The organism is Bacillus sp. AG4(2022) (assembly GCF_031844465.1).
GTDB classification, from domain to species: domain Bacteria; phylum Bacillota; class Bacilli; order Bacillales; family Cytobacillaceae; genus Bacillus_AB; species Bacillus_AB infantis.
Genome location: NZ_JAUZVH010000011.1, coordinates 1 through 25,526 on the forward strand (window position 1 = coordinate 1; position 25,526 = coordinate 25,526).

Below are 25,526 nucleotides of genomic sequence, written 5' to 3' on the forward strand. Positions count from 1 at the left end.
CAAACTCTCCATATGAGAGTAAGATTTAGCTCTGATAAAAAAATTAAGATTAACGTTGACGTTTTTGTTCGTTCAGTTTTCAAAGAACAATCTTTATATTGGAGCGGGTGATGGGAATCGAACCCACGACATCAGCTTGGAAGGCTGAGGTTTTACCATTAAACTACACCCGCATATTAAACTTAAAATACTCATGGTCGGGAAGACAGGATTCGAACCTGCGACCCCTTGGTCCCAAACCAAGTGCTCTACCAAGCTGAGCTACTCCCCGTAAAATATGGCGCGCCCGAAAGGAGTCGAACCCATAACCTTCTGATCCGTAGTCAGACGCTCTATCCAATTGAGCTACGGGCGCATATTTTAATTTGCTTTTTTAGAAGCAACTTTTATATCTTATCACAACCAACTTCGGTTGTCAATAAGTTTTTTTGGTGCGGCCGAGAGGACTTGAACCTCCACGGGGTTAACCCCCACTAGGCCCTCAACCTAGCGCGTCTGCCATTCCGCCACGACCGCATATTATAAGTGACAGCAAAACTTAGTATACCAGGTAATTAAGTGAATATCAACTGGTAAATAATGCTGATGCGGGTGAAGGGAGTCGAACCCCCACGCCTTGCGGCGCCAGATCCTAAGTCTGGTGCGTCTGCCAATTCCGCCACACCCGCATATAGAAATTAAATGGTGAGCCATGAAGGACTCGAACCTTCGACCCTCTGATTAAAAGTCAGATGCTCTACCGACTGAGCTAATGGCTCAAAAATGGCTGGGCTAGCTGGATTCGAACCAACGCATGACGGAGTCAAAGTCCGTTGCCTTACCGCTTGGCTATAGCCCAATGTTTTTTGAGAAAAATGGCGGTCCCGACGGGAATCGAACCCGCGATCTCCTGCGTGACAGGCAGGCATGTTAACCGCTACACCACGGGACCATCTTTAAGAAAGAAAACAATATATTACAAGTGACCCCTACGGGATTCGAACCCGTGTTACCGCCGTGAAAGGGCGGTGTCTTAACCGCTTGACCAAGGGGCCATCATAAAACCAGGTTGCATCTGGCGGAGAAGGAGGGATTTGAACCCTCGCGCCGGTTGCCCGACCTACACCCTTAGCAGGGGCGCCTCTTCAGCCACTTGAGTACTTCCCCATATGGCTCCGCAGGCAGGACTCGAACCTGCGACCGTTCGGTTAACAGCCGAATGCTCTACCACTGAGCTACTGCGGAATGTCTTTAACATCTTATCGACTCTTACTATTATAAGAACCCAGAAACCAAAAGTCAACTATGTTTTTAAAAAAGTTTTAATAGGACTATCTAAACTTAATCTGCCTTGATTTCTCCTGACTTCACGAGCCTTCCCCTGCACTTTCCGCATACATATTTTGATGTATTGATCGACCGCCTTCTCTTATAGAGCTGGCCGCAGCCTGAGCATGTATAGGCAATTACTTTAGCCGCCTTCCTCTTTGGCCTGTCCGGTAAAGCAGAGCAAAATCTTGGTGCACCCACTTGTTCTAACAGCAATCTGAAATCCTTGTCTTTATGCTGGTATCCCCTCCCCTCCAGATGGAGGTGATAATGGCATAACTCATGCTTGATGATGCCGATCAGCTCTTCTCTTCCCAGCTGATCAAGATAGCTTTTATTTATATCAATATTATGGGTGCTTAAAATATATCTGCCTCCGGTTGTCCGCAAACGAGGATTAAAATAAGCTTTGTGCCGGAATGGCTTTTGAAAATATTCTTTTGAAATCCTTTCGGTCAGCAGTTGGAGTTCTTGATCGTTCATTCCTTTGTATCCTTTCTAGTTATGCCCTTTTTACTTTGTTTTATCAGCACCGCAGGTTCACGTGACAACCTTGCCCTGCATAGGCTATATATACAGATTTTACTACAGGAGGGTTCCTATGCCTACATGGTTTCAAAATCAGATTCAGCGTGCATTCCTGGAGAAAAACCGATATCAGATTAAATTGCTGAACCAGTGCTGGTATTTCTATAGAAAGAAACACTTGCAGTGAATTAATAAAAAGGGGGAGCGCATACTGACACTCCTCCTCCTGTAATTATTATTGATCAGAAAGCATGGTCAGGGCCACTCTTCCCTTTTGGCTGTCAATACTGTCGACCCACACTGTCACCACATCTCCCACCGATACAACATCCAGTGGATGCTTAACAAACTGTTTTCGCAGCTTTGATATATGGACAAGCCCGTCCTGCTTTACGCCGATATCGACAAAAGCGCCAAAATCCACTACATTCCTGACTGTTCCCTGAAGCTCCATGCCAGGCTTTAAATCTTCAAGCTTCAAAACATCTGTTTTAAGGATAGGCTTAGCGAGATCATCTCGCGGATCTCTCGCAGGGCTCCTAAGAGCATCAATGATATCCTTGAGCGTCAGTTCACCTGTTTCAAGCTCTTCCGCTGTTTGTTTGATATCAATTCCGGCAAGTGCTGCTTTCAGCTCTTCTGATCCAATATCAGTTGTTTTAAACCCAAGCCTGGACAGAAGCTTGACGGCATCCTGGTAGCTCTCCGGGTGGATACTCGTCCTGTCAAGCGGCTCCTTTCCACCTGCAATGCGCAGAAAGCCGATAGCTTGCTCATAAGTTTTGGCTCCCAGTCTTGGAATCTTTTTCAGCTGGACCCTTGATAGGAATTTGCCTTCTTCCTCTCTTTTCTTAACAATATTATTGGCAACTGTCTTTGATAATCCTGCCACATACTGCAAGAGAGAAGATGAAGCCGTATTAACATTAACGCCGACCTGGTTTACGGCTGTTTCGACGACAAATGTAAGGGATTCGCTCAGCCTTTTTTGAGATACATCATGCTGGTATTGGCCTACCCCTACAGATTTAGGATCAATTTTCACCAGCTCGGCCAATGGATCCTGCAGGCGGCGGGCGATAGATACAGCACTGCGCTCTTCCACCTGGAAATCCGGAAATTCTTCCCTGGCAAGGTCTGATGCTGAATAAACACTCGCCCCGGCTTCGTTAACAATAATATAATAAATATCGCCGCTCAGTTCTTTTAGGATATCTGCAATGAATTGCTCGGTTTCTCTTGAAGCTGTACCGTTTCCGATCGCTACCATCTCGACTTTGAAAGTTTTAATGATTTGTTTTACTTTTTCTTTTGCATCCTTTGTTTTAGAGACCGGCGGATGAGGATATATAACGCCAATGTCCATTACTTTTCCCGTCTCATCAACAACTGCCAGTTTGCAGCCTGTACGGTACGCAGGATCCACCCCAAGAACAACCTTTCCTTTAAGAGGCGGCTGAAGCAGGAGGTTCCTCAAATTCTCCGAGAATATATGGATGGCCTGTTCTTCTGCCTTCTCCGTCAATTCATTCCGGATTTCCCGCTCGATGGACGGCTGGATCAGCCTTTTGTACCCATCCTCAATCGCTTCGCTTACCGGTACAGCAGAGGGGGAGGAAAGATTCTTGATCCATTTTTTCTTCAAATAGCTCTGCATCATATCTATATTCGGCCGGATTGCCGTTCTGAGGATATCTTCCTTTTCTCCGCGGTTTACAGCCAGTATTCTGTGAGGAACGATTTTACTGATCGGCTCCTCATATTCGTAATACATTTCATAGACCTTTTTCTCATCATTGTCTGCATCTTTTACAGAAGTTTCAATTTTACCGCTTTTGAAGGTTTCCCTTCTGATCCATTTTCTGCTTTCCGGATCATCAGAGACCATTTCAGCAATGATATCCCTGGCACCAGCAATCGCTTCTTCAGCTGTATTCACACCTTTTTCCTCAGAAATAAATGCAGCCGCTTTCTCTTCAACCGGTTCTTTAGTGAACGCTAGCATCCACTCTGCAAACGGCTCAAGCCCTTTTTCTTTCGCCTGGGTAGCCTTTGTCCTCCGCTTCTGCTTATAAGGGCGGTACAGATCCTCTACCTCCTGCAGTTTGACCGCTTTTCCGATTTGGGCAGCAAGCTCCGGCGTCAGCTTACCCTGTTCCTCTATCGTCCGCAGCACTTCTTCCTTCCGCTGTTCAAGATTCTGTATGTATTGCCATCTCTCCATAATGTCCCTGATTTGCACCTCATCCAATGCACCAGTCTGCTCTTTCCGGTACCGGGCAATAAAAGGAACCGTATTCCCATCCTCGAGCAGGCTGATGACACTTTTCACCTGTTTGCTGTTTATCTTCAATTCAGCTGACACGAGCTTTAACATCTCTTCCTGTTTATGTGCAGTCTTCTCCAAATTCAATCCCCCACAACCTTCGATTTTCTACCACTATTTTATCAAATGTATTGAAGTTTCCCAAACAAAGAAAAAAAGCCGGCTCTCATTAGAGCAGGCTCCCAATAATAAAGGTCGAATCATCAGTGCTGTTTGAGTATTTGCTTTTAATCTCTTCGGCAATACAATCAATCGGCATAAAGCTTTTGAGCAGGGACTTTACTCCGCTGATATTAAAGCCATCCGAGTGGATAAGAAATTTGGATTTGGCTTCATAATTGAACCGCTGTGTATTGAACACCTGCGGCCTTCCGGACAGATATCCTGTTACTGGGAGCGGATAAGTCAATTTGCCTGCTGCTGAATACAAAAAGAATCTGATATTCCCGACACAGCTATATACAAATTCTTTATTGATAAGATCAACCTTGAATACCGAAACAGCCGCTCCCCTTTTCTGAACCAGCACTTTATTGCACAGCTTCATAAGGGTATCAACATCTTCCTGATGGTTTTCTTCTACCACCTGGATGACAGCAGAAGATGCTTCATGGGCATATTGGCCGCTTCCCAGTCCATCTGCCAGGACACAGACAAAGTATTCCTCTGTTGCTGTAAAAAAATAGCCATCCCCACATTGAGATTTTCCTTCTTTTGCTGTCTGATGAGCGAGGACCTCAAGATTATCTTTGACAATATGCGTCATGAAAGGCACTCCGAGTTATTGCTTTCAGCATTGATCGCTTCCTGGAGCTTTTTAATGGCCCTTCTCTGCAGCCTTGACACATGCATTTGGGAAATCCCAAGCTTGTCGCCGGCATCTTTTTGGCTCATATTCTCCAGATAGGTGTATTGAATGATTTGTTTTTCACGGTCTGTCAGGACATGGAGCACTCTTTCAAGCACCATCCGCTGATTGACCTTTTCGAATCCTTCATCCACATTACCTACAATATCTAAAAGGGTAACCGTCCCTCCATCAGAATCGGCTTCAATGGAGTGATCGACAGAAAGGGCCTGATAGCTCTTGCCCATTTCCATTGCTTCCAGTACTTCCTCTTCGGAGACCCCGATTTCATCCGCTATTTCATCAACCCTTGGTGAACGGTGGAGCTGGGTCGTCAGTTCTTCGACCGTTGTTTTAATCTTCGGCCCCAATTCCTTTATCCGGCGAGGTACATGAACACTCCATGTTTTATCGCGCAGGAATCGCTTGATTTCCCCGATAATCGTCGGGACAGCAAAAGCTTCAAAGCTTTTCCCGAAGGTTTCATCATAGCGGCGTATGGCCCCCAGCAGGCCAATGATTCCCACTTGTGCGATATCCTCATGATAAGAGCGTCCCTTTGAATACTTCCTGGCTATTGTCTCAACCAGGGCTTTATAGTTTCTTACCAGAATCTCCTGGGCTTCTTCATCCTGGTTTTCCTGGTAGGCTTTGATTAATTCGTTTATTTCTTCTTTGGATCTCTGGTTAGGTTGAGATTGTTTCTGCATCCCTCTCCACCTGCTCTCCTTCCAGGTACTTGGTCATAAAGACCGTCACACCCTCTTTATGATGGATTCTAACCTCGTCCATCAATGTTTCGATCAAGTAAAGGCCCAGTCCTCCTTCACGCAGAAATTCGACAGAATCCGTTTGATCATAGGGACCGATGCCTTCGCGTGCAGATTGGAAGTCAAAGCTTTTACCGCTGTCAGCCACCATAACCTCGAGACGGTCGTTATATAGGCCAAAGCCAATAACCACTTCACCTTTTTCGCTCGTTTTATAAGCATGCTGCACAGCGTTTGTGCAAGCTTCACTTGTCGCGATCTTCAAATCTTCTATTTCATCATAAGAAAATCCCATTCGGCTTGCAATGCCTGACAATGTCAGCCGGATAACTCCGACAAACTCGGGCTTGGCCGGAATTTTCATTTCTAAGTAATCAAACGGTTGATTCATTGTACCCCACCCTCAATCTGGCTGTTAATATCAATAATATCGGCTAGGCCCGTAATTTCGAACAGTCTTTTCAGACGTTCAGAAAGGCCGACAATCTGAAACTTGCCATTGTTGGAGCGTACATTTTTGAAAACCCCGACAAAAACGCCTAATCCTGTACTGTCCATATAAGATACTTCCGAAAGGTCCACAACCATTTCAACTGCCTCTTTTTCAGAAAGCGGGAATAATGATTCTCTTAGCTTCGGAGCCGTATATGCATCAATTTCTCCGCTGATTTTAGCTTGTACCAGTGTATCATTCTCTTTCAAATCTATCGTAATATTCATAACTAGACCCCACCTCTTAACATGTCAATTGCTCTTACCTTATACCCGGCGCGATGAGACGCTAAACATTCCTTTTTAATATTATTAATGTAAAATCATCACGCAATTGAAAATGCTGAAGCTTTTCAAGTTCTTTATAAATATTTGTGACTATCTCCTGCGCGCTGAGATGGATGTATTTGCGTATATATCCAATCAGCGTATCTTTTTCAATAAAGCCCTCATCTGTCCGGCACTCAGTCACCCCATCAGACATAAGCACGATCATGTCCCCGGGATGAACCTCCTTCTCGAACTGCTTATACTTCGTCCGCTTGTCGACCCCGAGCAGCAGCCCTTTGGCAGTCGTCTCGCTGAATTCATCTTTTTCAGCATTATAATAGAAACCGGGTTCATGGCCTGCAGACGCGTAATGGAAAAGATGGCTTTCCGTATTGTACATTCCGTAGAACATGGTAATGAACATGCTCGGGTCGACGTTCTGCTCTACAACCCTGTTCAGGTTCTCAAGCACACTGCTTGGCTCATGGCGGTTTTCCGGCAGGCTGTCCATGGCATATTTGATCATTGACATGCACAGGGCCGCTGGAATCCCTTTGCCGATGACATCGGCGATGGCGATGCTTATGTTATTATGCTCATCCTGAACAAAATGATAATAGTCCCCGTTCATATGTTTTGCCGGAACACTGATTGCCCCAATGTCAAGGGAATCGACATCAGGTACGCTCGTGCCGAGCAGTGTCTGCTGGACGTTCGCAGCAATTTCCATTTCGGACCTCAATTCTTCCTGTTTATGCCTTAAGCTCTGATGCTCGCGGTATGCAAGGCCGTAGCCGATCATCACTTCAAGCAGCACATCAAAGGAATGAAGTACATTTTCGGGAAGATCAGGATAAATTTCAAACAGAAGACTTTTGTGAAGACTGATGATTTCCTCTGGTGATATTTTATGTTCAATGGATTTTCTACTGAATTTTTGACCTTGATACAGCGTCTGTTCTGACTGGTCTTTTAAATAATTCTCTAGAATATCCCGATACTTTGATTCCATCATTTCTCGGAAATCCATAATGCCTCCCCCTAACGAAGCCATTTAGTCGCTCTTATATCTGTACCGTCTCCGGGTGATGAGCTGATATAGAATTCATCCATCAGTCTCTTAACCCCTGGCAGACCGGCTCCCAGTCCGCCGGAGGTAGAGAACCCATCCTCCATGACTTGGCGCATATCATTTATTCCAGGGCCGCTGTCCACTGCTACGATCTGCAATCCCGCTTTGCCGCCGTCATAAATTTTCTCTATACATATTTGACCTTGTCCGGCATATAAGTATATATTCCTGGCCAGTTCACTGATGGCCGTCGTAATACGGGCCTGGTCCACTGTACCGAACCCAAGCTCCTTTGCAACATTACGCCCCAGCTGGCGTGCTGCTACGATGTCCCATTCATTAATGATTTTTACGCAGGATTGGATACCCATACAGTTTAATCCCCCAATTCCTGTTGAAGTTTCTCCAAACCTTTTTCTAGATCTAATGCAGTAAGGACATCATCTAACCCTATGCCTAATTCAATTAGCGTAATAGCTACAGCTGGCTGTATACCGGTAATGACGACTTTTGCACCCATCAGTTTGGACATGTTTATAACGTCGCCAAGGACCTTGGCAATAAAAGAATCGATAAAGTCAATGGATGTTAAGTCTATAACAACCCCATTTGCACTGGTTTCATGGATCTTATGAAGCAAGTCTTCCTGAAACTGGAGTGCTGTCTGGTCATCAAGTTCCCATTGAATGGACACTAGCAGACAGTCATGCAATTTTAATATAGGTATTCTCACTGTTCTCCCTCCACAGCTACAATTTTACGGCTAGTCAGCTCAAGTGCTGCTTCAATTCCCTTTTTCAGTGTGTTCTTCGTTGTAAATTGATTCAGATCAATCCCCAGATTCACGATGGTCTGGGCTATTTCAGGCCTGATCCCGACAAGCATGCACTTGGCGCCCACCAGGCGGACGGCATCTGCTGCCTGAATGATATGATGAGCCACCATGGTATCCACGACAGGCACACCTGTGATATCTATTAAAACCACTTCCGATCGATGTTTGACCACTCCATTCAGGAGATTCTCCATGATTTGCTTTGCACGTTCCGTATCTATGGTGCCCACCAGGGGCATTACAGTAATACCTTCAAAAACAGGGATTAATGGAGCGGACAGCTCTTGAAGGGCGATTTTCTGCAGGGAGACGGTTCTTTCCCAGGTCGAGGAATACATATCGACAATTTCATTGGAGACGGGCGTCATCCAGCTTTCAAAGTCCTTGACGATTTCCAGCTGGTTCTCAGAGGTAATCAGCCCTTCCCCCTGCATTCCATCAAAAACGATTTTTCCGAAAGTCTGAAGCCCTTTCGTCACAAAACTCAGCGGCCAGCCGAGCCGGACTACTTTTTCGGCAAAATCGGACAGTTTGGAGGTGAACTCCTCATTCGTCCCCTTTATATTCGATATAATCAAATCGATGAACTCATAGCTCGTACCTGTGAAAACCTGGTCCGAAACTACGCGTATCACCCTTTCATCCGCGTTTTCCTTCGTGCTGCTAACCCATTCATTGAAGATCTCATCTTTTCGAGCTTGAATATAATCCAAAACCTTTTTATCCATTTGATCCTCCCCATTTTAACATACAAATATTTCTAAAGATGGAGTTACCCGGCACTTGTAAACCAAATTTAAAAATGTAAACAAAAAATATATATATATACCATTTAATGATAACAGTTAGGCACAGTCAAATAAAACCTCTAAGTATTGGAACTAGAAGAAAGACTTTTAATTTTACCCGTTTTTCGGATGATTAAACCTTTGCAATCTATCCTGTCCAGCAAAAATAGACATAATAAAAGACAAGCAACACACATGCTTGTCCTCAGCAGATACACAATATTAAGTAGGTTAAAATTTGATATGTACCCGAGATAAAGCAAATCCTTTATCTCTTGGTTTTCCGGAAGACACAGCGAATCTGTGTGTTATAAAAAGACACCCTGAAAGAGCGTGCGTGCTTATAACTAGAATTCAATTAGACCCAAGCTTATTTGCAAAGCTTCATCCACTTTTTCCATCATTTCGTCATCGAGATGGGTTATCTTATCGGTTAAGCGTTGTTTATCAATTGTACGAATTTGTTCCAACAGAATGACAGAGTCTCGTTCAAAACCGTAACGCTTCGCATCAATTTCAACGTGAGTAGGCAGCTTAGCTTTTTGAATTTGGGCTGTAATGGCTGCAACTATTACTGTGGGACTGAACCGATTCCCGATGTCGTTTTGGATGACAAGTACTGGACGTACGCCGCCTTGTTCTGAACCAACAACTGGGGATAGGTCTGCAAAATAAACGTCGCCACGTTTGACAATCAAAGGATTATCCTCCGCTTACTAGACGTTCAACTGTGTGTTCTGCCTCATATTCCGCTTGGAATGCCTCAGATGCAATCGTCAGATTAATTTTTGCCATTTCCATGTAGCCTCTTCTCATCGACTCACGAATTTGTCTCTTCTTCCGCTCACGCAAATACATTTTCGTTGCCTGATAAATGAATTCGCTCCGATTGACATTCTCCTGCTTAACAAAGCTTTCTAACTCGGTTAAAAGATGCTGCGGTAACTTTACCATGATCTCTGTTGTTGCGCTGGACTCAGACACAAACATACACCTCCACCATCACTACACACCATTTTTTATCTCTACCATTTTTTATATTACCATTATTCAGCTGCTGTGCAAAGGACTAATCAGCAATTCCTCTGTATTATCGGCCAAAAAAATATCCTTTTATGCATTAATACGCATTTATTTCCTGAAATATGAATGAAATGGCTTAGCTGGAACGGGAGCAGCAGGGAGCTCCCCCGTTCAAAGCTTGCCCTGCTTGCCGAGAAGCGGGTTATTCAGATCCACAGTCTTTTCTTCCTGCTTATACACGCGCGGCACCCGGCTGGATATCATGCAGGTGACCTCGTAATTGATGGTCTCAAGCTTTGCCGCAATTTCATTGACGGAGATCATACTGTCCCCCTGCGCACCTATCAAGGTCGCGGCTGTTCCAGGTTCCACCCCGTATGGCAGGCGGATCATGCATTGATCCATACAGATCCTTCCTACAATGGGGACTCTGTTCCCGTTCACCAGCACTTCCTGTCCCTGCAGCCTGCGGATCCAGCCGTCTGCATAGCCGATTGGGAGGGTGCCGATCCATTCGTCGCCTTCTGCTTCATAGGTGGCGCCATAGCTGACTTTATCACCTTTTTGGAGCTTTTTCACATGCACGATCCTGGCATGAAGCGAGAAAGCCTCCTTTAGCGGGAATGGCAGCTCATGCTCAATTTCCGGCGATGGGGTGAGGCCGTACATGCTGATTCCCATTCTGACAGCATTAAAGCGTGCTTCTGGAAATCTGAGCGAAGCAGCACTGTTGCTGGTATGGACCATTTCCGGCACCTTGCCGAGCCATGACAGCATTTCCCTGAATCTGCCGAGCTGCTCCCGGAAATAGGAATCGTCCAGTTCATCAGCTGTTGCAAAATGGGTATAGATGCCTTGCAGCTCAAAGGCATCCTCCCGCCCGGCAAGCTTTTCAATGGCAAGCAGCTCGTCCTTCTCCCTTACGCCGATCCGACCCATTCCGGTATCGAGCTTCACGTGAAAAGCCAGTCTTTTCCCCTGCAGACAAGGGAGTGCCTTCTCGAGCCAGCTTTCCTGGAAAACAGTCAGGGTTATGTCCGCAGATGCAGCCAGGGATGCATCTTCAGGTCTGCTGGCACCTAATACCAGAATCGGGGCCTCAATTCCCCTCTGTCTGAGGGAAAGAGCTTCATCCATAAAGGCAACAGCCAGGCAGTCCGCCCCAGCCTCAAGGGCTGCCCTGGCAGCCTGGAAATCTCCATGCCCGTATCCGTTTGCTTTTACCACAGCAAAGAGCTTCACATCTCCAGGAAGAAGCTTCTTCATTGATTTCACATTTTCTTTTATATGATCAAGATTTATTTCAGCCCATGTATCCCGGTAAAAACCTGTGGGATAATCCATTGCAACTCACGTCCTTTTCCTTCCGTGCAAAAAGTATACAAATACGATTATCAAACTCTCGAATCTTAATGTCAAATACGAAATGCGGAGGGCGCTTGCTCAGCCCCGACAAGCATAAGACGAGCAGGACGGAAGGTTGTTCTTTAACCTTCCGGCCTGATTGGCTTATGACTCGAGGGGCTAGCGCCCGGAGCTGGACAAATCGAAATGCGGAGGTGGCTTGCCCAGAGCCGACAAGCATAAGACGCACAAGAATAAAAGGCGTTCTTTGCCTTTAATTCTTGGGTGGCTTATGACTCGAGGCTCTAGCCGCCGGAGCTGGACAATACGAAATGCGGAGGGCGCTTGCTTAGCCCCGACAAGCATAAGACGAGGAGGACGGAAGGTTGTTCTTTAACCTTCTGGCCTGATTGGCTTATGACTCGAGGGGCTAGCGCCCGGAGCTGGACAAATCGAAATGCGGAGGGCGCTTGCCTAGAATTAAGGAACGCAGGCTAAGAACGCCACGTCCTGTGGCAACGCCTGCATGACCCGCGTCCTGCGGGCCTCAAGCATAAGACGAGCAGGACGGAAGGTTGTTCTTTAACCTTCCGGCCTGATTGGCTTATGAATCGAGCACCTAGCACCTGGACAACAAGAAACACGAATGACAAAAAAGGCAGCTGCCCGTCCCCGGGCAACTGCCTTTCCATTATTTCACTGCATCTCCCTGCACTGATTGTGCAAGCATGACCATTTCTTCCCTTGTCAGGTCGCTGGATGCGATGATATATTCAACCCCGCCGTGGGTCCAGCTGATTTTGTTATCGTCAATCGCCCCAATTGTAAATCCTAGGTCTACCGGCTCCCCTGATTCAGAAGTATAGGAGGTGTTTGCCGGCATGACATTTGCTTTTTCCTGGATGAGCGTAAAGGACTTGTCGCCGCCGTAAGTCAGGATAAAGCGTTTGCCGTCCTCCATGCTGATTTCCTTTTCATCGATCAGGCTGACATTTTCAAGCTCGGCCTGCGGATATTTGACAGAGAATTCCTCGCTGGCCGCTTCTTCTGCCATGACTGGAACCTCAATCTGGGCCCCGGTCATATTTTTCTGGGTGTCGAAATCTTTTTTATCAAGGGCAGCCTTGAAGTCAACCTTGGAGAAGTCGACGGTCACCAGCGGATTTCTGTCTGAATCCATAACCTTGACGCTCACAGGGGCAAGATCCTTTTTATCAAGGGTGATTTCCTGGTAAGGAAGCATCTTGTTGTTCTGGTATCTCGTCTTTGTTTCAAAAACATAATGTTCCTTAGTAGCGTTGAATTTCGCCTCTTTATCTTCGAGGATATCCTGCAGCAGGGACTCATACAGATATGCCTGGCTGCTGTTCTGCGGCCAGTCGCTCTGGAACTTGAAGCTCTTGTTGAGGGCCGGTGTCAGGACAAAAACGCCTTCCTCATTGCGGAGGATCATCTGGCTTTGGTTCTTTTCAGGATTCTTCAGGCTGACGCGATAGTAATCAGGTTTTTTATGCCAGATCTCAATTGCATAAGTCTGTGGCTCAGTTCCCATCTGAAGGGTCATTTTCGCTTCTGCTTTATATCCCTTCAGTTCCTCCACTTTTCCGCCAAGCTCCTTCACCACATCCTCTTGTGATTTAGTTCCACAGGCAGTTAAGGCAAAGATGGCCAAAAGCCCGGCGAGAAGCATGAACAATCTTTTCTTCATTCCTTCAACCCCTTCTGTCTCATTTCATCAATTGTGCGCTTCCTGCCTGCATACAGGCATTCCGCTTTCTGAAGGAGAGACAGGGCAAGCCCGGACAGCTGGTTCCGCATGAAAATGCCGGCTGGCAATTCGGGGCATAGCCTTGTCTCTCCTGTCGCACTATGAATATATGAGACAACCTCCGGGAATATGACTTGGCCTATGACAGCTTTTTAGTACCGTATTCCCGGCAGCGGGGTTTCAATGACAACCTGGGCAACAGCATAGCTTTCGCTGTGGGATATGGAAAGATGGAGGCCATCCCTTTCAGGCTTGCTGAAGAATGGCTTCCCTTTGCTGTCATTTGATATCTCAATATCCTGAAAAGACAGCTCGCTTCCTATCCCTGTGCCATTAGCCTTTGAAAAAGCTTCCTTTGCCGCAAACCGGCCTGCAAGGAATTCAAGCTGCCTCTTTTCGTTCAGCATGATGTATTTAGCCATTTCCCGCTCTGTCAGAATACGTTCTGAAAACTTAGCCCGATTGGCCATCCTGCCGATTCTTTCGATTTCAACGATATCAATGCCGATCCCTTCAATCACATTCATCATCCTTCTAATTGGTTTGCATCTCGCATACACAATAGTATACAAGCAGTGGCCATTTCCGGCTCTTTCAAGCTATAGTATAATTAACCTTCCATTACAGATAAAAACAGAAAGGGGACTGTTATGTTCACAAGGACAGAGAGCTTTAAAGAATTCATCCGCTTCTATCCCATTGTCTCCATCATTTTGCTTTTGAATATACTATTCTATTTGCTGACTGTATTGCCTGTATTCCCGAATTCCTACATATTTGAAAGGCTCGCCGGAGTCAATTTATTCATAAGGGAAGGCGAGGTATGGCGGCTTGCCACCCCGATGTTCATGCACAGCGGATTTGCCCATGTCCTGTTTAACAGCTTTTCCCTTGTCCTGTTCGGCCCTGCCCTGGAGAGTATTACAGGAAAAGCGAGATTTGCCGGCATCTATCTTATCACCGGCATCTCTGCCAATGTGGCCACCCTGCTGCTTGAGCCGCTCACCTACACGCATGTCGGCTCGAGCGGGGCCATTTTCGGCCTGTTTGGCTTCTTTGCAGCGGTCGCATACTTCCGGAAAGACTTGATGTCACGCGAAAACTCACAGATTATCATCACTATAGCCGTCATTGGGCTTATTATGACCTTCATCCAGCCAAACATCAATATTTCGGCGCATATCTTCGGATTCATCTCCGGTTTTCTTATAGGAGCCCTTTCATTAAAAAGGAATAGATAATGCAAAAAAAGCGCCGGCTGGCGCTTTTCTTTATGGCTGTCATTTTTCTCTGGAGTACCATCTGTAAATCTGTTCTGCATCACTTATATCCAGGTCAGCCGCCTTTCCGCCAGACCCGCCCGAGCCGGACTTGACGGCAGCTTCCACTGTCGCAAGCTACTTCCGTTTTTGAAAGCGGCTTTCCTTCAGGCTGAGTGACTGCACCTTATTTTTCATCATATAGACTGTATGCTTGCTGAACGCCCTATAACGGAGTGTCAGCTGGCTGCCGCTTATATGCCACCCCGCCGCCCTGAATTTCAATAAGGGCCAAGCCACAGCCGGCAGGAGCAGCAAAAGGGACAGGAATCCCCATGGACGAAAGATGGCCGGCGGAACAATAATGAATAAAGCTGCGGCAAGAAGCCCCCTAAAAAGGTACCGGGGCAGTGCCCTTTTCGGGAGCCCCGCAAGCTGAATTCCAGCATTATAATCTGTAAGATGACGACCAACCAGTTCCTGCAAGTCTTTTTTCTGGATAAGCGGGAAAAGCATTACCTTGGCACTATCCCTATCTACAGCTGACCCGCCCGCGCTTTCCACATATAAAGTACCGAACCCGAGCGGCTGCCTGGCAGGATTTTCACTGAAGCGGAGCGCCTGTATTCTGTGCAGGGGAATCGTGAGCTGCTTTTTCTCCAAGAGCCCCCGGGAGATGACCAGGTCATCTTCCTCTCTTCTGACGGTAAAGCCTGCATACTTCAGCATCGTCCCGATGACAGCAATGATCCATGCCAATAACAGGAGAAGAAACACAGCGCCGCTGATGAAAATCACGCCATTTTCTGCGAAATGCTCAAAACGGTGAAAAAGAGCTTTATAGGGAATAATCTCTTCAAACTGAAAGAAAAAAGCAATCACTGCGGAAATGACCACCCCCGCCCCGCCCGAGGTGGATGCAAGCAGCAGAAGCTGTCCGAGGGAGATCTTATAGATGTCTTGCCCGGCTTTGAGGGTCTTTTCCTTCTCTAAGTCCCCGACGGCCTTCTCCGCTGTAAGCTCAGCCTGGATGGCGGCAGCCTCCGCCTTGGTAATGGCTGTAAGGGTAGCCTCTCCCTCCTGGGTCCCGCTCGTCCCTGCTGTTTCAACCTTAACCTTCACAAGCCCGAACGGCCGGTGCAGGATGCCCTCGGAAAAATCAAGGCTCTGAATCCTTTCAAAGGGGATATACCTTTTTTTGCGGACAAAGACCCCATATTCGATCCGGAGCTCGCCCTCCTCCACCCGGTAGGTAAAGCGGAGCCACTTCAGGATGCCGCCCGCCAGTACAAGGAGGACAACGGCTGCAGAGCCAATAAGGTAGAAAAGGTCCCAGTTTGAATTTTTGAACCCGAAAACAATGAATACCAAAAACGGTACAATAAGTTCTTTAAGCTGCTTAAAAAAGTTGGCTGCCGCAGAAATCGGATGCAGCCTCTTAGGCTCAGACATCTTCATCAGCCACCCTTGCCAGCTTTGAAATGGAGAGGCGCAATTCTTCTGCTTCGTCCATATCAAGAGCAGGTATCTCATGGACAGTAGCTGCCGTAGACACAGCGATAGTGGCCAGCGCATATTTCCTGAGAATCGGCCCCTGCCTTGTATCAACATGCTGCACCCTGACCATCGGGACCAGCGTCCTTTTGACAATGAATATGCCATGCTGAAGCTCGATCTCCTGCTCCCGCACCTCATAGCGCCATCTTTTCCACTTCAGCGAAGGGAAAAGTATAATAAAAAAATACATATACACGCATGCCAGGATGACGGCTGCCGGGATGATCCATCCAGGCCCGTCAAAAATAAAGGCAAGTGCCGCAGCCCCTCCTATTGCAAGCACAAAAATGCCTGAATGGATTGCCCCTGATATCCTCCATACAGGGAGAGCCCTTTTTGAAATCCATTTTTTTGGTCCGGTGCTCATAAATAATTCCTCCTGAAAAGGCACTTTAGGATATAAGCCGTCCTTCAGGCTTCATACCTTCCAGTATACAGGACTTCAGGCAGCCCGTGAGGAAATTATTGCTGCATTTTAAACGCTGCCTGGTCCACCTCTTCCATACCCGCCTCATTCCGGAGATAGTCCGCCAGCTGGAAAAGGGCATCATCCTTCTTTTTCGCTTCAATCATGCAATGTATTTCCGGTACGCTCCCATTGATGTTCTTCAGGAAGTCCATGAACATCACCGGATCAACATAATCAGCGTGAGCCCGAAAGTCCTTGGCGGAACGGGGGCTGGATATATGCATCTTGATGGGAAGCTTTGCATGCTTCCAGGTCGCGGTGACCCTCTCCCAATTGCTTATCCAGTCTTCATTTTCGAAATGGGCCAAATGATGGTGATAGTCAAAGACAAGCGGAATGCCAAGCTTTTCGCACAGATACAATGTATCGTCCAATGTGAAGGCCGTGTCATCATTCTCGAGCATGACCATCTGCTGGATGGCTGCCGGGATCAGCCCCCAGTTATGGATGAACTGCTCCAGCGCCTTCTCCTTGTCATTGTAAGCCCCGCCAACATGCAGGACGCAGCGGTGCTCCGGTTCAATCCCCATCCCCTTCAGCAAAGCCTTATGCATGGAAAGCGTCTTGATCGACACATTCAGGATTTCCGGCTTCAGGGCATTCAGGAGGACAAAATGGTCCGGGTGAAAATCAACCCTCATTCTATGGTCTTTAATATAGTCCGCCAGGTCCTGCAGAGCCGGCTTCAGCGGCCTCATGTATTTCCAATCAGCCAGCTCCTCATGATTGGCGAGCGGGATCAGCTTGGAGCTGAGCCGGAAGAAAGAAATATCATGGGCAGCATTATGCTTCAGGAGGCGCAGGCAGTTTTCCAGATTGGAAATCGCAATCCTCTCAAGCCTCCTGATGGCTGCTTCCCGGTCCTTAATGCCGGAAAATTGTTTATAGGTCATGGTCTGCGAAGGCGAGCAATTCTGCAGATGCACGCTCATCGCCACATATCCAAGCTTTATGATCGTCAATGAGCAACCCCCTTTAATGATCCTTATCCCGCTTAGTATGCGCCAATTTTTTTTAAAAAAAGGGGAGCTAGTTTCTATGAGGTATTTGGGAATATATGTATTTTATGTAGAATCAGTTTGCTTTTATGTAGAATCCATCTCTTTTTATGTAGAAAAAAGCAAATTTTATGTAGAATACTCCCGAAAACGGGATGGATAAGGCAATAACAGGCCTCCGCACGCCAAAAATCCAATAAAACAGCAAAAAGGAGTACGGAATGATATAAATTCCGTACCCCTTTTGCTTAAAGCACTCATGGTGCCCATTTTCTATATTCTATTAACGGCTGCTGTCGGACGTACGGTTGGAATAATTGCCTTGACGGCGTCCGCCGCCCTGACCCTGCCTTGGTTTATACTGGCCGTCTTTCCTTTTGGAATCATAGCCTCTTCTGTTGTCGCTGCCTCTTCTATTATCATTGCTTCTTCTGCGGTCATAAGGCTTTCTGTCCCTTTTGGATGGAAGCGGCTTTTCTTCTGTCAGCTTGACAGGAGTGTCGTCCGGCTCTTTCGTCAACAGCTTCAGGACAGCTGCCACAACGTCAGAAGCATCATGCTGCTCAAGAAGCTCGTCTGCTGCCTCTTTATAGCTTTCCAGGTTATTGGCACTAATGGCCTGTGAAATTTTATCGACTGCAGCCTTTTGCTGGCCTTCAAGGGCTTCAGCAAGCGTTGGCGGAACCATTTTTTCCATCTTGCGCTTTGTTGTTCTTTCAACGACAGAAAGATAAGATCTCTCGCGCGGCGTGATGAAAGTCATCGCCATTCCTTCTTTTCCTGCGCGCCCTGTACGGCCGATGCGGTGAACATAGCTTTCAGGATCCTGTGGGATGTCAAAGTTGTATACATGTGTTACGCCGGAAATATCAAGACCCCTTGCAGCAACATCAGTCGCAACAAGAACATCGATGGATCCTTCCTTGAACTTCCTCAGTACAGACATACGCTTCGCCTGGCTAAGATCTCCGTGAATCCCTTCTGCAAGAAAGCCTCTCAGATTCAGCGCCTCTGCAAGCTCATCAACACGCCTTTTGGTGCGCCCAAAAATGATGGCAAGTTCCGGAGACTGGATATTCAGCAGGCGTGTCAGTACGTCGAACTTGGTTCTTTCCTGTACTTCCACATAGAACTGCTCAATAAGCGGAACCGTCATTTCCTTTGCTTTGACACGGATGACCTGCGGGTCTCTCATGAATCTTTCTGCCATTCTCTGGATTGGTGCAGGCATGGTGGCAGAGAACAAGAGGGTCTGCCTTTCCACAGGAACGCTTGACAGGATGGATTCGATGTCTTCAATAAAGCCCATGTTCAGCATTTCATCTGCTTCGTCAAGGATCGCTGTGTGGACATTGTCCAGGCGGAGCGTTTTGCGGTTAATATGGTCAAGGACCCTTCCAGGTGTTCCGACGATGATATGAGGTGGCTTTTTAAGGGCGCGGATCTGACGGTTGATATCCTGGCCTCCATAGATGGAAAGCACGCGCGCTCTTTTTCCGTAGCCGATCTTATAAAGCTCTTCAGATACCTGGATCGCAAGCTCGCGGGTCGGAGCAATGATGATCCCCTGGATAACATCCTTGCTTGTGTCGATTTTATCAATCAGCGGAACCCCGAATGCAGCGGTTTTTCCCGTACCGGTCTGTGCCTGGCCGATCAAATCTTTATTAGCAAGGCTCAAAGGGATTGTTTCCGCCTGGATTGGGGTAGCTTCTTCAAACCCCATTCTTTTTAGTGATTTCATTGTAGCAGGACTGATGCCTAAATCTTGAAACTTTGTCAATGTATTCTCTCCTTTGTTTCTTGGCAATTATTTATGGTGATTAGCGTCAGATCAGCAGGGTCAGCTGCCGCTCGGACAATACATGGCAAAACATGCTTTCCTGCACAAGACTTGGCAGGCAAGCGTTTTGGAGTGTTCTAAGAGGACCGAAGATCTTGTATCTCTGCCGGGATCTAAGTGGAGGGATCCTGGCTGAAACCCGGTAAAGGAGATGGCAGCTTATTTAGCTGGCTATATTTCATTCAGTATTTGAACAATTTTTATAATAAAGCCCCTTGCAGTCATACCTATATATTAAAGTGAAAAAAGACATTCTCCAGGTGGAGTATGTCCGGGTTTCAAAGAAATTTCTCTTTGGCACTTTAGGGTTTATCTTACCATTTTTAAGGGCGCTTTGCAATAAAGTGCCCACTCTGGCAATTATGCCTCATGCTGCAGAAATTCCAATATATCCTGGAACAGCCCTTCACATTCGCCGCTGTGGCAGATCAGGTGCTTCGATTCTTTTAGAAAAATAAGCTTTTTGGACGATGCACCTATATTTTCATATAGGTATGTGGCACTGCGCGGCGGGACGACTCCGTCCACTTCTCCCTGGGCAATCAGGGTAGGAATCCGGATCTGGTTAATGATCGGCCTTACAGAAGACACCAGCCTCCTGAACTGCATCGTGGCTGCAATCGGGGTTTCCCTGATTTTCCGGTTATATCTCAGGAACATTTCATTCTTGAAAAGATTCCCTTTAACGGTGTCCTTTATCATTTCTCCTATATCTTTCACAAGCTGCTTCGGGTTCACATAATAGGCGGCCGCACTTAAGAGGATCAGCTTTTTCACAGGGTAATGCACAGCCAGATAACTGGCAATGATTCCGCCCATGGAGAAACCGATCACATAGACTTCATCACACTTCTCCATCAGCTTCTGCAGCTCATCTTCAGCATGGCTTATCCACTTTTTATACTCAATGCCTTTCAGCTGCAGCCTGTCCCCATGTCCAGGCAGGGTAGGGACGGCAACCTCCCACGCAGTATGTTTCCTGAGATACTCCGTCAGCGGCTCGAGCTCAAACGGAGCACCTGTAAATCCATGTATACAAAGACACCCGATCATGTCCATCACCTTCGTCTGTATGATTTGCTCTCACAGTTCCTTTATTTTACACTTTGCTATGAGTATTATTCCAACAAAATTATCCGCCCGCAAAGGCAGTCACCATAAAAGAAAAGACTGCCTGAAAAATGGCAGCCTCTGTTTGTATCTATCTTTCCCCTGTTTATATAATCCTTTATGCTGTCATAAGTGCTGCCTTAAAGGCTGAACCAATGAATTCACCAATCCCGGGTGCTCTCCAGGAGCTTGTCTATCTCGAATTGGCCTATCGCATAAAATATATTCTCTTCTTGTAATTCACTGGTTTCATCGAGCAGCCGGTCAATATCCAGATAATGCGCTCTCATACGAAACCTCCTATGCCTCTTATATGCGCCTTTTTCAGGCCAGGCTTTTCTATCTCTAGTATAACATTCTCTTCAGCAAATCGGATTATGGGGGTCGGCCGGATTTTTCATTTTATTTACCCCTTAAAAATTCTTTTAAACATTTATCTATCGGAGCACATATTTCATTTACCCACTCACCATCCTAGTAAGGGACTACAATAATGAGGTGAGGATCATGAACCAATCGCTGGGCTATCTGCGTGAACTGCTGTCCAATTACACGGACCGCTCCCATGAATGCCGGGAGCTGTACCATAAAATCACTGACGATCTTTCAGAAGGAGATAATGCGTTTGTAAGCAGACTTACCGAGCAGGAAGCCGCTTTCCTGAACAGCATACTCCCCCCTGAAATCCAGCACGCCAAAGAAGAGCTGGATTATAAAAGAGCCAATAAGCTGAATGAAATTTATGAGCTTCTTACTTAGCCGGGAAAATATTTTTCTCGGGGATTGTTTAAAGGGATAGGTAAACCTTTTAATTGTTATGAGAATTATCTCCTGCTTTAAACGGGGCTGTTGATTTCCGTTCCAGGCACTTCGCTTTCCGCGGGGCGACGCTGAGCCTCCTCAGAGCAAGCTCTTGCGGGGTCTCAGCCTTGCCGCTATCTCCCGCAGGAGTCTACGTGCCTTGCACTCCAATCAACAGGTTTTCAAACTCTTTTTGCCTCTTTCTGCAATATCTTCAAAAAAACGGCCTCCGCCGTTTTTTTATTTTTCCATTGAACCTCCCTCCCCCTTCATTTGTATAATAGATACAATGCAAGCAAGGGAGTGTCTCAAATGGGGACTGGATTCATCGTTTCAATGATTGTCACAGTATTTATCATGATCATTATCTTCTCTATCGCCATTCCGTTTCAGCGGAAATATATCGTCAAAGAAAATGGCAAGATCAATTTTCGCAAGTCGCCTGTCCTGCTCCGCTGGAATGTTTTCGACGGCCTCGCGATCGGAGTGGCCGCCTACAGCATCATCTGCATCCAGATTTTAAACTTCATGATTTCCGGAGGAAGCACCATCGAAAATCCTTTTGTCCAATTTTTCACAAACCAGGGCCAGGCCTGGGTGATTGTCGGGACAGCCTATCTTATTTCACGGCTGGCCATGGTCATCAAAGGGGTCAAGGAGCTTCAGCGGGATGACTGAGCATGCCGGAAGAGCCAATCAATTCATGATAGCCTTCCAGGAAGGGAGCGAAGAGGCATTTGACCAGTTGTATCTTTCGCTTAAATCCCCCTTATATGCTTTTCTGTTCCGCTTCACGAAAGAAGAGCAGCTCAGCATCGATCTTGTCCAGGATGCTTTCCTGAAGCTCCACCAGTCAAAAGCAAGCTATGACCCAAAGAAGGCAGGCGTTAAAACCTATCTTTTTCAAATCGCTTATCATTTAATGATCACCAAGCTGAATAGGCGGAAAAAATGGCAGAAGCTGATGCCATTCCTGCTCCCCTCATCTGAAGGGCAGATGGACCAGGCAGATAAGATGACGGTTCGGGAAGCCATCTCCAGCCTCCCTGAGGCACAGAGGGCAGTCATTATTTTAAGCTATTATCATGATATGCCTCAGTCAGAGATTGCAGAGGTTGTCGGCATCCCTGTCGGCACGGTGAAGTCACGGCTCCATCATGCCATAAAAACATTGAAAACTGTCCTGGAGGTGGATGAAATTGAACAAAGAAAAAGCCAATGATGCAGAAGAATTATTAAAACAGGATCCGTTTTTAAAAATGCATCTGGATTCCTACCATGTAGATACACCGGAAATCCCTAGGAAAAAGAGCAGTTTCGACAGAATTCTCTCTTTTTTGGCATCACCTGCGGCCAATCCGCTTGAAAATTATATTAATAAAGGGGGAAGCTTAACCCTTCTGACCGCTTCCCCTATAGCCGTCGGCGCAGTATTGGCTATTGTCCAGCTCTTGCGTCTTTGACCCATATAGTTATAAGAAAATCCCTGTTTCATGTGAAACAGGGATTTTTTTCCTTATATCATTTCAGTGCTTCAGCTGCTTCTTCCAGCTTCATTCCCCTGGAGCCTTTAAACAGCACAATTGTTTCTGCACTCGTCAGGCTCTGCAGCTTTTCGATCAATGGGCCTTTCTCAGAAAAAGCAAAAACCCGGTCCTCTGAAAACGCCTCTTGTGCCCCTTCCGCGATAACGCGGCCGAGGGATCCGAACGTTAACACATAATCAATCTTTTCCGGGTCGATCGCTTGGCCAATCTCGCGGTGAAATCTCACTTCATCATCTCCAAGCTCAAGCATATCAGCCAGCACAAGCACCTTTCTGCTATATCCTGAAAGCTCTGACACGAGATCGATTGCCGCCCTCATTGAAGTCGGGCTGGCATTATAGGCATCATTGATGATCTTTTCGCCTCTGCTTCCTTCCGAAAGCTCCATTCTCATCGCTGTCAGCTTCAAGGAAGCAAATCCTTCATTCATCTGCTCATAAGGGACTCCGAGGAAACGGGCAGCCTCCATGGCGCAGAGGGCATTCATAACATTGTGGACACCGAGCACCGGCAAATGATACTCCATATCTGAAAGATTCGTCTGGAAGACGCTCCCCTTCTCTTCCTGATTGATCTTAACAGGATAGATGCTATTAGAAGAGCTTTGGCCGAACGAACGGATTTCTGCCGGGCCGCTATAGCCGGCAAGCCTGTCTTTCAGGAGAGGCTCATCCCCATGATAGATGATCATTCCATCGTCCTTCAGCCCTTCAATGATTTCAAGCTTGGCCTTTGCAATGCCCGCTCTTGAGCCGAGATCCTGGAGATGCGATTCCCCAATATTGGTAATCATGACCACGTCCGGACGGGCGAGCTTTGTCAGGAACTCAATTTCCCCAAAGCCGCTCATCCCCATTTCAAGGACCGCAACCTCAGTATCTTCCTCCAAAGATAGCAAGGTAAGGGGCAGGCCAAGATGGTTATTGTAATTCCCCTCTGTTTTTTGGACCTTGTATTTTAAAGAGAGAAGACGGGCAGTCATATCCTTCACTGTCGTCTTTCCATTGCTGCCTGTTATCCCGGCCACCTTAATATCCAGCTCATTCCGGTACGCCTCTGACAGCTGCTGCACCGCCTTGAGCGTGTCCTCTACCATAAGGATCGGCAAATGGAGCGGCGGATTCGGAACATCCTTCTGCCAAAGTGCAGCTGCCGCCCCCTTTCGAAGGGCATCCTCTACATAACGGTGCCCATCAGTCTGTTCCCCCTTGAATGGAACGAACAGGTTGCCGGGCTCCATTGTCCTTGAATTTATAGAAACTCCCTTGATGCTGACATCAGAAAAAGCCGAGTGGTCATTTAAAACGGGGATCATCCCGGCAATCTGAGCGATTGTACGCTGAATCATCTGCTGCGCCTCCTAACTGATTCTATTAATAGAAAAGGGACACGGCCCACATAGCCGTGCCTCTATCTAAAAGTTTACATTGTATGTTTGATGCTCTGTTTTTCCGTATGTCTTTCAATAGCCAGATTTACCAGCTTTTCAATCAGCTGCGGATATTCCACGCCAGTATGCTTCCAAAGAAGCGGGAACATGCTGAACGGTGTAAAGCCAGGCATTGTATTGACCTCATTGATCATGACCTTGCCGTCACGTGTCAGGAAGAAGTCTGCCCTTACGAGTCCGGAGCAGTCAAGAGCCTTGAAAGCCCTGATCGACATCTCGTTCAGTGTGCTATATTCCTCTTCTGTGATTTCAGCAGGAATGATCATGGCTGTATCGCCATCCTCATACTTGGCTTTATAATCATAGAAGTCTTTTTTCGGTACGATTTCGCCGGCCACAGAACACTCCGGCTCATCATTCCCAAGGACGCCGAGCTCAATCTCCCTCGCTGTTACGCCTTCCTCCACAATGATCTTCCGGTCAAACTGGAACGCTTCTTCAAATGCTGCTGCCAGCTCTTCCCGGTTTGAACATTTGCTGATCCCTACACTGGACCCAAGATTGGCCGGCTTGACAAAGCAAGGATAGCCAAGTTCATTTTCTACCTTCTCATAAGCTGTTTCTCCAGCCTTTTGCCATTCGCTGCGGACGAACCATACATATTTGACCTGCGGCAGGCCAGCCTGGGCAAAGATATTCTTCATGATGACTTTATCCATGCCTGCAGATGAGGCAAGCACACCATTGCCGACATAAGGAAGGTTAAGGAGCTCAAGCATCCCCTGAACCGTGCCGTCTTCACCATTTGGTCCGTGAAGAAGCGGGAAGATAACGTCAAAGCTGCTTTCTTCAGCTGACTTGAACATTGCCGGAGCCAGGGCTGCAGGCGACATAGCCTCTCCCTGGGAGAATTCCAGCTGCTTGACGCTCTCTGCCGGTGCTTCAAGCATGGGGCCCTTCACCCATTCCCCTTCCTCGGTTATGTAAACAGGATATATATCGAATTTCTCCAAATCCAAGGCTTTAATGACAGCAAGGGCCGTCTGCATTGATACTTTATGCTCTGCGGATTTTCCGCCGTATAATAATCCAAGCTTCTTTTTCATCAAAAGGAACCCTCCATTTATTCAATCACATGTTTCATTTTACCACTCCAAAAGCGAAAAAGGCGTGATTGACTA

29 protein-coding genes and 11 tRNA genes are annotated in these 25,526 nt (G+C 46.9%); 6 read left to right on the forward strand and 34 right to left on the reverse strand.

Going from position 1 to position 25,526, the window contains the following annotated elements; genetic code table 11:
- Window positions 1-99: 99 nt before the first annotated feature.
- From Q9R36_RS23290 to Q9R36_RS23345, 12 genes are all read right to left on the reverse strand, one after another.
- Window positions 100-173, reverse strand: a tRNA-Gly gene (locus Q9R36_RS23290).
- 21 nt (window positions 174-194) lie between these two features.
- Window positions 195-271 (reverse strand) — tRNA-Pro (locus Q9R36_RS23295).
- Window positions 272-278: 7 nt separating this feature from the next.
- A tRNA-Arg gene (locus tag Q9R36_RS23300) sits at window positions 279-355 on the reverse strand.
- Between the two features lie 74 nt (window positions 356-429).
- A tRNA-Leu gene (locus tag Q9R36_RS23305) sits at window positions 430-516 on the reverse strand.
- 70 nt (window positions 517-586) lie between these two features.
- Window positions 587-668: transfer RNA gene (locus Q9R36_RS23310), tRNA-Leu, on the reverse strand.
- A gap of 14 nt (window positions 669-682) precedes the next feature.
- Window positions 683-758, reverse strand: a tRNA-Lys gene (locus tag Q9R36_RS23315).
- 5 nt (window positions 759-763) lie between these two features.
- Window positions 764-838, reverse strand: a tRNA-Gln gene (locus tag Q9R36_RS23320).
- A gap of 17 nt (window positions 839-855) precedes the next feature.
- Window positions 856-931 (reverse strand) — tRNA-Asp (locus Q9R36_RS23325).
- 31 nt (window positions 932-962) lie between these two features.
- A tRNA-Glu gene (locus Q9R36_RS23330) sits at window positions 963-1,034 on the reverse strand.
- 21 nt (window positions 1,035-1,055) lie between these two features.
- A tRNA-Ser gene (locus Q9R36_RS23335) sits at window positions 1,056-1,146 on the reverse strand.
- A 3-nt stretch (window positions 1,147-1,149) separates the two neighbouring features.
- A tRNA-Asn gene (locus Q9R36_RS23340) sits at window positions 1,150-1,224 on the reverse strand.
- A 96-nt stretch (window positions 1,225-1,320) separates the two neighbouring features.
- Window positions 1,321-1,791 carry a SprT family protein gene (locus tag Q9R36_RS23345; protein WP_009795798.1) on the reverse strand — a complete coding sequence of 157 codons (471 nt, stop codon included), beginning with the start codon at window positions 1,789-1,791 and terminating at the stop codon, window positions 1,321-1,323.
- A gap of 118 nt (window positions 1,792-1,909) precedes the next feature.
- Between Q9R36_RS23345 and cmpA the strand changes: the two genes are divergently transcribed.
- A complete protein-coding gene (gene cmpA, locus Q9R36_RS23350) occupies window positions 1,910-2,023 on the forward strand; it encodes a cortex morphogenetic protein CmpA (RefSeq protein WP_009795797.1) in 114 nt (37 codons plus the stop codon).
- 48 nt (window positions 2,024-2,071) lie between these two features.
- Here the strand turns inward: cmpA and Q9R36_RS23355 are convergent, their stop codons facing one another.
- From Q9R36_RS23355 to acpS, 14 genes are all read right to left on the reverse strand, one after another.
- Complete coding sequence (locus Q9R36_RS23355; protein WP_180827443.1) at window positions 2,072-4,213, reverse strand: Tex family protein; 2,142 nt, start codon at window positions 4,211-4,213, stop codon at window positions 2,072-2,074.
- A gap of 118 nt (window positions 4,214-4,331) precedes the next feature.
- Window positions 4,332-4,928, reverse strand: coding sequence for a PP2C family serine/threonine-protein phosphatase (locus Q9R36_RS23360; protein ID WP_009795795.1), 597 nt, complete (start codon window positions 4,926-4,928; stop codon window positions 4,332-4,334).
- Window positions 4,925-5,719: an RNA polymerase sigma factor SigB gene (gene sigB, locus Q9R36_RS23365; protein WP_009795794.1), complete on the reverse strand. Its 795-nt coding sequence runs from the start codon at window positions 5,717-5,719 to the stop codon at window positions 4,925-4,927. The genes Q9R36_RS23360 and sigB overlap by 4 nt, the downstream gene beginning before the upstream one ends.
- The gene (rsbW, locus tag Q9R36_RS23370) at window positions 5,697-6,170 is read right to left on the reverse strand and encodes an anti-sigma B factor RsbW (RefSeq protein ID WP_009795793.1); all 474 of its coding nucleotides are present in this window, start codon (window positions 6,168-6,170) and stop codon (window positions 5,697-5,699) included. The genes sigB and rsbW overlap by 23 nt, the downstream gene beginning before the upstream one ends.
- Complete coding sequence (locus Q9R36_RS23375) at window positions 6,167-6,499, reverse strand: anti-sigma factor antagonist (protein ID WP_009795792.1); 333 nt, start codon at window positions 6,497-6,499, stop codon at window positions 6,167-6,169. Before Q9R36_RS23375 ends, rsbW begins: the two co-directional genes overlap by 4 nt.
- A gap of 61 nt (window positions 6,500-6,560) precedes the next feature.
- Window positions 6,561-7,571 (reverse strand): PP2C family protein-serine/threonine phosphatase, encoded by a 1,011-nt coding sequence (locus Q9R36_RS23380; RefSeq protein WP_248138829.1) that lies wholly within the window; start codon window positions 7,569-7,571, stop codon window positions 6,561-6,563.
- Between the two features lie 11 nt (window positions 7,572-7,582).
- Entirely contained in the window at window positions 7,583-7,984 is a 402-nt protein-coding gene (locus Q9R36_RS23385) for an anti-sigma regulatory factor (protein ID WP_009795790.1), read from the reverse strand.
- 5 nt (window positions 7,985-7,989) lie between these two features.
- Window positions 7,990-8,346, reverse strand: a complete 357-nt coding sequence (locus Q9R36_RS23390) for an STAS domain-containing protein (RefSeq protein WP_009795789.1) — start codon at window positions 8,344-8,346, stop codon at window positions 7,990-7,992.
- Complete coding sequence (locus Q9R36_RS23395) at window positions 8,343-9,176, reverse strand: RsbT co-antagonist protein RsbRA (protein ID WP_009795788.1); 834 nt, start codon at window positions 9,174-9,176, stop codon at window positions 8,343-8,345. Before Q9R36_RS23395 ends, Q9R36_RS23390 begins: the two co-directional genes overlap by 4 nt.
- Window positions 9,177-9,583: 407 nt before the next feature.
- The gene (gene ndoA, locus Q9R36_RS23400) at window positions 9,584-9,934 is read right to left on the reverse strand and encodes a type II toxin-antitoxin system endoribonuclease NdoA (RefSeq protein WP_009795787.1); all 351 of its coding nucleotides are present in this window, start codon (window positions 9,932-9,934) and stop codon (window positions 9,584-9,586) included.
- A gap of 4 nt (window positions 9,935-9,938) precedes the next feature.
- Window positions 9,939-10,220: a CopG family ribbon-helix-helix protein gene (locus Q9R36_RS23405; protein ID WP_009795786.1), complete on the reverse strand. Its 282-nt coding sequence runs from the start codon at window positions 10,218-10,220 to the stop codon at window positions 9,939-9,941.
- A gap of 210 nt (window positions 10,221-10,430) precedes the next feature.
- Window positions 10,431-11,603: an alanine racemase gene (gene alr / locus Q9R36_RS23410; RefSeq protein WP_311225967.1), complete on the reverse strand. Its 1,173-nt coding sequence runs from the start codon at window positions 11,601-11,603 to the stop codon at window positions 10,431-10,433.
- Between the two features lie 691 nt (window positions 11,604-12,294).
- Window positions 12,295-13,311 (reverse strand): LolA family protein, encoded by a 1,017-nt coding sequence (locus Q9R36_RS23415; protein WP_101552657.1) that lies wholly within the window; start codon window positions 13,309-13,311, stop codon window positions 12,295-12,297.
- 212 nt (window positions 13,312-13,523) lie between these two features.
- The gene (acpS, locus tag Q9R36_RS23420; protein ID WP_129614056.1) at window positions 13,524-13,892 is read right to left on the reverse strand and encodes a holo-ACP synthase; all 369 of its coding nucleotides are present in this window, start codon (window positions 13,890-13,892) and stop codon (window positions 13,524-13,526) included.
- Window positions 13,893-14,021: 129 nt separating this feature from the next.
- Here acpS and Q9R36_RS23425 point away from each other — a divergent pair, with 129 nt between their 5' ends.
- Window positions 14,022-14,612 (forward strand): rhomboid family intramembrane serine protease, encoded by a 591-nt coding sequence (locus Q9R36_RS23425; protein ID WP_311225968.1) that lies wholly within the window; start codon window positions 14,022-14,024, stop codon window positions 14,610-14,612.
- A gap of 156 nt (window positions 14,613-14,768) precedes the next feature.
- On the opposite strand, the gene Q9R36_RS23430 is transcribed toward Q9R36_RS23425, so the two are convergent.
- From Q9R36_RS23430 to Q9R36_RS23455, 6 genes are all read right to left on the reverse strand, one after another.
- Window positions 14,769-16,082, reverse strand: a complete 1,314-nt coding sequence (locus tag Q9R36_RS23430; protein WP_311225969.1) for a PH domain-containing protein — start codon at window positions 16,080-16,082, stop codon at window positions 14,769-14,771.
- Window positions 16,075-16,554 carry a PH domain-containing protein gene (locus tag Q9R36_RS23435; RefSeq protein WP_101552651.1) on the reverse strand — a complete coding sequence of 160 codons (480 nt, stop codon included), beginning with the start codon at window positions 16,552-16,554 and terminating at the stop codon, window positions 16,075-16,077. Before Q9R36_RS23435 ends, Q9R36_RS23430 begins: the two co-directional genes overlap by 8 nt.
- A 95-nt stretch (window positions 16,555-16,649) precedes the next feature.
- Complete coding sequence (uvsE, locus tag Q9R36_RS23440) at window positions 16,650-17,618, reverse strand: UV DNA damage repair endonuclease UvsE (RefSeq protein ID WP_101552650.1); 969 nt, start codon at window positions 17,616-17,618, stop codon at window positions 16,650-16,652.
- Window positions 17,619-17,937: 319 nt separating this feature from the next.
- A complete protein-coding gene (gene cshA / locus Q9R36_RS23445; RefSeq protein ID WP_101552648.1) occupies window positions 17,938-19,437 on the reverse strand; it encodes a degradosome RNA helicase CshA in 1,500 nt (499 codons plus the stop codon).
- Between the two features lie 420 nt (window positions 19,438-19,857).
- Window positions 19,858-20,550: an alpha/beta hydrolase gene (locus Q9R36_RS23450; protein WP_311225970.1), complete on the reverse strand. Its 693-nt coding sequence runs from the start codon at window positions 20,548-20,550 to the stop codon at window positions 19,858-19,860.
- 218 nt (window positions 20,551-20,768) lie between these two features.
- Window positions 20,769-20,897: a hypothetical protein gene (locus Q9R36_RS23455; protein ID WP_257964304.1), complete on the reverse strand. Its 129-nt coding sequence runs from the start codon at window positions 20,895-20,897 to the stop codon at window positions 20,769-20,771.
- A gap of 217 nt (window positions 20,898-21,114) precedes the next feature.
- Here Q9R36_RS23455 and Q9R36_RS23460 point away from each other — a divergent pair, with 217 nt between their 5' ends.
- The 4 genes from Q9R36_RS23460 to Q9R36_RS23475 all read left to right on the forward strand — a co-directional run bounded on the left by Q9R36_RS23460 (window position 21,115) and on the right by Q9R36_RS23475 (window position 22,871).
- Entirely contained in the window at window positions 21,115-21,366 is a 252-nt protein-coding gene (locus tag Q9R36_RS23460) for a sigma-G-dependent sporulation-specific acid-soluble spore protein CsgA (protein WP_101552644.1), read from the forward strand.
- A gap of 354 nt (window positions 21,367-21,720) precedes the next feature.
- Window positions 21,721-22,086 (forward strand): group-specific protein, encoded by a 366-nt coding sequence (locus Q9R36_RS23465; RefSeq protein ID WP_101552642.1) that lies wholly within the window; start codon window positions 21,721-21,723, stop codon window positions 22,084-22,086.
- Between the two features lie 25 nt (window positions 22,087-22,111).
- On the forward strand, window positions 22,112-22,630 hold the full coding sequence (locus tag Q9R36_RS23470) for an RNA polymerase sigma factor (protein WP_129614063.1): 519 nt from the start codon (window positions 22,112-22,114) through the stop codon (window positions 22,628-22,630).
- Window positions 22,608-22,871 carry a hypothetical protein gene (locus Q9R36_RS23475; protein ID WP_129614050.1) on the forward strand — a complete coding sequence of 88 codons (264 nt, stop codon included), beginning with the start codon at window positions 22,608-22,610 and terminating at the stop codon, window positions 22,869-22,871. The genes Q9R36_RS23470 and Q9R36_RS23475 overlap by 23 nt, the downstream gene beginning before the upstream one ends.
- Before the next feature lie 58 nt (window positions 22,872-22,929).
- Here Q9R36_RS23475 and Q9R36_RS23480 read toward each other — a convergent pair whose 3' ends face one another.
- Both Q9R36_RS23480 and Q9R36_RS23485 read right to left on the reverse strand, forming a co-directional pair.
- A complete protein-coding gene (locus Q9R36_RS23480; protein WP_101552637.1) occupies window positions 22,930-24,303 on the reverse strand; it encodes a UDP-N-acetylmuramoyl-tripeptide--D-alanyl-D-alanine ligase in 1,374 nt (457 codons plus the stop codon).
- 74 nt (window positions 24,304-24,377) lie between these two features.
- The gene (locus Q9R36_RS23485; protein ID WP_101552635.1) at window positions 24,378-25,451 is read right to left on the reverse strand and encodes a D-alanine--D-alanine ligase; all 1,074 of its coding nucleotides are present in this window, start codon (window positions 25,449-25,451) and stop codon (window positions 24,378-24,380) included.
- Window positions 25,452-25,526 lie beyond the last annotated feature (75 nt).

Bases quoted from the DNA above. Each gene is read 5' to 3' on its own strand.
- Q9R36_RS23435 (WP_101552651.1), bottom strand. From the start codon at position 16,554: ATGAGCACCGGACCAAAAAAATGGATTTCAAAAAGGGCTCTCCCTGTA.
- Q9R36_RS23380 (WP_248138829.1), bottom strand. From the start codon at position 7,571: ATGGATTTCCGAGAAATGATGGAATCAAAGTATCGGGATATTCTAGAG.
- Q9R36_RS23395 (WP_009795788.1), bottom strand. From the start codon at position 9,176: ATGGATAAAAAGGTTTTGGATTATATTCAAGCTCGAAAAGATGAGATC.
- rsbW (WP_009795793.1), bottom strand. From the start codon at position 6,170: ATGAATCAACCGTTTGATTACTTAGAAATGAAAATTCCGGCCAAGCCC.
- Q9R36_RS23345 (WP_009795798.1), bottom strand. From the start codon at position 1,791: ATGAACGATCAAGAACTCCAACTGCTGACCGAAAGGATTTCAAAAGAA.
- Q9R36_RS23375 (WP_009795792.1), bottom strand. From the start codon at position 6,499: ATGAATATTACGATAGATTTGAAAGAGAATGATACACTGGTACAAGCT.
- Q9R36_RS23465 (WP_101552642.1), top strand. From the start codon at position 21,721: ATGGGGACTGGATTCATCGTTTCAATGATTGTCACAGTATTTATCATG.
- Q9R36_RS23455 (WP_257964304.1), bottom strand. From the start codon at position 20,897: ATGAGAGCGCATTATCTGGATATTGACCGGCTGCTCGATGAAACCAGT.
- Q9R36_RS23415 (WP_101552657.1), bottom strand. From the start codon at position 13,311: ATGAAGAAAAGATTGTTCATGCTTCTCGCCGGGCTTTTGGCCATCTTT.
- Q9R36_RS23385 (WP_009795790.1), bottom strand. From the start codon at position 7,984: ATGGGTATCCAATCCTGCGTAAAAATCATTAATGAATGGGACATCGTA.
- Q9R36_RS23485 (WP_101552635.1), bottom strand. From the start codon at position 25,451: ATGAAAAAGAAGCTTGGATTATTATACGGCGGAAAATCCGCAGAGCAT.
- cmpA (WP_009795797.1), top strand. From the start codon at position 1,910: ATGCCTACATGGTTTCAAAATCAGATTCAGCGTGCATTCCTGGAGAAA.
- Q9R36_RS23480 (WP_101552637.1), bottom strand. From the start codon at position 24,303: ATGATTCAGCGTACAATCGCTCAGATTGCCGGGATGATCCCCGTTTTA.
- Q9R36_RS23460 (WP_101552644.1), top strand. From the start codon at position 21,115: ATGAACCAATCGCTGGGCTATCTGCGTGAACTGCTGTCCAATTACACG.
- alr (WP_311225967.1), bottom strand. From the start codon at position 11,603: ATGGATTATCCCACAGGTTTTTACCGGGATACATGGGCTGAAATAAAT.
- Q9R36_RS23360 (WP_009795795.1), bottom strand. From the start codon at position 4,928: ATGACGCATATTGTCAAAGATAATCTTGAGGTCCTCGCTCATCAGACA.
- Q9R36_RS23430 (WP_311225969.1), bottom strand. From the start codon at position 16,082: ATGTCTGAGCCTAAGAGGCTGCATCCGATTTCTGCGGCAGCCAACTTT.
- Q9R36_RS23450 (WP_311225970.1), bottom strand. From the start codon at position 20,550: ATGATCGGGTGTCTTTGTATACATGGATTTACAGGTGCTCCGTTTGAG.
- Q9R36_RS23470 (WP_129614063.1), top strand. From the start codon at position 22,112: ATGATAGCCTTCCAGGAAGGGAGCGAAGAGGCATTTGACCAGTTGTAT.
- Q9R36_RS23355 (WP_180827443.1), bottom strand. From the start codon at position 4,213: ATGTTAAAGCTCGTGTCAGCTGAATTGAAGATAAACAGCAAACAGGTG.
- sigB (WP_009795794.1), bottom strand. From the start codon at position 5,719: ATGCAGAAACAATCTCAACCTAACCAGAGATCCAAAGAAGAAATAAAC.
- Q9R36_RS23425 (WP_311225968.1), top strand. From the start codon at position 14,022: ATGTTCACAAGGACAGAGAGCTTTAAAGAATTCATCCGCTTCTATCCC.